Annotated in this window: 3 protein-coding genes; all 3 read left to right on the top strand. The window is 48.3% G+C overall.

Going from position 1 to position 3041, the window contains the following annotated elements; genetic code table 11:
- Positions 1–228: 228 nt before the first annotated feature.
- From BUA79_RS12090 to BUA79_RS12080, 3 genes are read left to right on the top strand one after another with little or no spacing between them, the layout of a single operon-like run.
- Positions 229–726, top strand: coding sequence for a DUF6431 domain-containing protein (locus tag BUA79_RS12090; protein ID WP_330389267.1), 498 nt, complete (start codon positions 229–231; stop codon positions 724–726).
- Between the two features lie 48 nt (positions 727–774).
- Positions 775–2127, top strand: a complete 1353-nt coding sequence (locus BUA79_RS12085) for a DDE-type integrase/transposase/recombinase (RefSeq protein ID WP_073994667.1) — start codon at positions 775–777, stop codon at positions 2125–2127.
- Positions 2120–2920 (top strand): ExeA family protein, encoded by an 801-nt coding sequence (locus tag BUA79_RS12080; RefSeq protein ID WP_073994666.1) that lies wholly within the window; start codon positions 2120–2122, stop codon positions 2918–2920. Before BUA79_RS12085 ends, BUA79_RS12080 begins: the two co-directional genes overlap by 8 nt.
- Positions 2921–3041 lie beyond the last annotated feature (121 nt).

Below are 3041 nucleotides of genomic sequence, written 5' to 3'. Positions count from 1 at the left end.
TGTTTTTGACTCCTTGATCTGACCTGCCACTGCTCACTCACATTGTCCATGGTCAGATATTTTTGCTCTCTTGTTTTGTCCATTGATATCGTATTATAATGCCATTATCAAATAGGCATTGAGGTGAACAGGAAAAACCACAATACGATTTCTCCCCTACCAAAGATTGATTTCGTATTGTGGTCCCAATAAACATGATTATAGTAGCACAATACGAAAAACTCTTCAATACAGATACACATATTTTTCATCAAGAGTAAAGAAGTTTCCTGCTGTCCGGTCTGCAGTGGCAGCTTAAGGGTTCGGGATACCAAGCTCCGCCATATGATTAATCAGGATGGTTCGGCTGACTGGTATAGACTCAGAAGACTTAAATGCAAAGACTGCGGGAAGTTGCATACGGAACTTCCGGATTTCATGATTCCGTTTAAGCACTATGGAGCGGATGTCATTGAAGCGGAGCTGGATGAAACGCGGAATGACTGCCCGGCCGATGATTCTACGATTTCAAGATGGAAATCGACATTTGTTGCAGCATCTACGAACATCAACGGATTACTTTCTTCTTTCTGGATTGCGATTCATCATAAGCCATACCCTTTGATGAATCAAACCTCTTTACTCGAAACAGCCCGTCAGAATACCCCCGGTTGGTTAGCAGTTGTCCATCGGCAGCTCATCAATTCGGGTCACACTCTGCACACCCGGTTTGCATTCTGTCCATAAACCTTCCGTGCTACACTCCTTAAAACAAAGAAGAAGGAGTTGCACCCCATGAGAACAAAGAACAAACCGGAAGATGCCGCTGCGCAGAAAATGCTGATGATCACACCGCTCCTTGAGGAAGGTCTGGATCCGCAGCGGGTCATCGAACTCAAAAAAGAACTTAGTGAAAAACATCAGGTATCATACCGCACCATTACAAGGTATTTGGAAGCGTATCGCAGCAATGGCTTTGAAGGTCTAAAGCCGAGTACCGGAGGGACGAGAGAATCAACCCTGCCGGATCATTATCCGGAGATTGTGGAGCAGGCCATTGTCCTGCGCCGTGAATGTCCAACCAGAAGTGTTTCCGATATCATCCGCATCCTGGAGCTGGAGGGAGTTGTATCTGCAAACACCTTAAGCCGAAGCACCCTGCAACGTCACCTGCAGTCTGCCGGTTTCGGCACAAGGCAGATGAAAATATATACCAAAACCGGTGCAGCCTCAAGGCGTTTCCAAAAACCGCACCGATGCATGCTTTTCCAGGGAGATATCAAGTATGGTCCGTATCTTCCCATCGGTAACAACGGAGAACGCAGACAGGTTTATCTTTCCGTATTCATCGATGACGCAACCCGTTACATCGTAGCTGCAAAGTTCTACGATAATCAGAAAGTGGGAATCATCGAGGATAGCCTGCGGAGCGCCATCATGCTGTATGGAAAACCAGATTCCATTTATGTCGATAACGGGAAGCAATACCGTTCCGAATGGCTTCGGAAAGCTTGTGCCAGACTGGGGATCCGCCTTCTTTTTGCGAAACCGTATCACCCGGAAGGGAAAGGAAAGGTCGAAGCCTTCAACCGTCGGATCGATTCGTTTCTTTCCGAGGTGGCACTGCAGAAGGTGCAGACGCTGGAGGAATTGAATCACCATCTGGATAACTGGATTACAGCGCATTACCATAAGTCGCCTCACTATGGATTGGGAGGCATCAGCCCTGAAACTGCATTTCGCACCGATACCAGACCATTGAAGTTCATAGATACGGCAGAGTGCGCCGAAGCATTTCTCCATACCACAGAACGTGAAGTCGACAAGACAGGATGCATCAGCTTTGATGGCAGGAAGTATGAGGTCGGGCTGCAGCTGATAGGCAGGAAAGTAGATGTCTACTATGATCCTGCGTGGAAAGACGAGGTGGAAATCCATCATAAAGACTTCCCCGTCTTCCGGGCTAAGGTTCTACAGATAGGAAGAAACTGTGCTATACGTACGGATTTACCGGAACGGGTGCAGGCACTGGAGCCAGAAAACTCCCGGCTTCTGGAAGGGCTGAATAAAGCAAACCGGTCGAATCGAGTCCGTAAGGAAGCGGCGTTGGTATTCCGCAAGAACCGGGAGGTGAATTCCAATGTATGAAAACTTCTTTGGTATGAGCCATACACCCTTTACGAATGGAATTCCTGTAGACTCCCTGTATATGTCCAGTATGCTGGATGAAACCCTTGGCAGGCTGGAATTCGTGGCAGACCGTCAGCTCTTTGCAGTCGTAACGGCTGATGTAGGCTGTGGCAAAACCACTTCCGTCCGGAAGTTCAAATCGATGCTGCCGGAAGACGACTATGCCGTTCTTTACATATCTGATTCCAAGCTGACACCGAGGTGGTTCTATAATGGACTGCTGGAACAGCTGGGACTGGAGGGACAGTTCTACCGGGGTGATGCCAGAAAGCAGCTGCATCAGCAGTTGGAAATCATCCGGGGTGTCCACCGGCGGAAGGTGGTTGCCATTGTTGATGAAGCACACCTTCTGGCAAAGGAGACGCTGGAGGAGATCCGGTTTCTTTTAAACTACCGGATGGATTCCATGAATCCGATGGCATTGATTCTTGTCGGACAGAATGAACTGTGGGATAAGCTGAAGCTCCAGAGCTACAGCGCTATAAGACAGCGAATTGATATGAAATGTGAACTGCCACAGCACGACCGCGCACAGGTTGGAGAATACATCACCGCTCATCTTGCCTACGCCGGAGGATCGACGGATATCTTCACAGACAAGGCGATGGATGAAGTCTATCGCTATTCAGCCGGATCATCCAGAGCAACAAACAAAGTATGTACCCACTCCCTTATGTTTGCCTCACAGCGGGCAAAGAAGCTAATCGATGACCATATGGTCAGAACGGTAATCGAGGGGGAATTACCGTAAAACAAAATGGGCGCAATGCAACTGTATTGTGCCCGAACTCATAACCACCGTGGCAGCATAGGCGAGCAGTTTTAGGCAGCTCCAGAGAGCAACGGGCGGACAAACTCAGAAATCAATAACA

Origin of the sequence: Parasporobacterium paucivorans DSM 15970 (genome assembly GCF_900141895.1) — a bacterium.
In the GTDB taxonomy this organism is placed as follows: domain Bacteria; phylum Bacillota; class Clostridia; order Lachnospirales; family Lachnospiraceae; genus Parasporobacterium; species Parasporobacterium paucivorans.
This window is presented reverse-complemented; position numbering and strand designations above follow the sequence as displayed.

Coding starts and splice junctions, on each gene's coding strand:
- BUA79_RS12085 (WP_073994667.1), top strand. CDS start 775: ATGAGAACAAAGAACAAACCGGAAGATGCCGCTGCGCAGAAAATGCTG.
- BUA79_RS12080 (WP_073994666.1), top strand. CDS start 2,120: ATGTATGAAAACTTCTTTGGTATGAGCCATACACCCTTTACGAATGGA.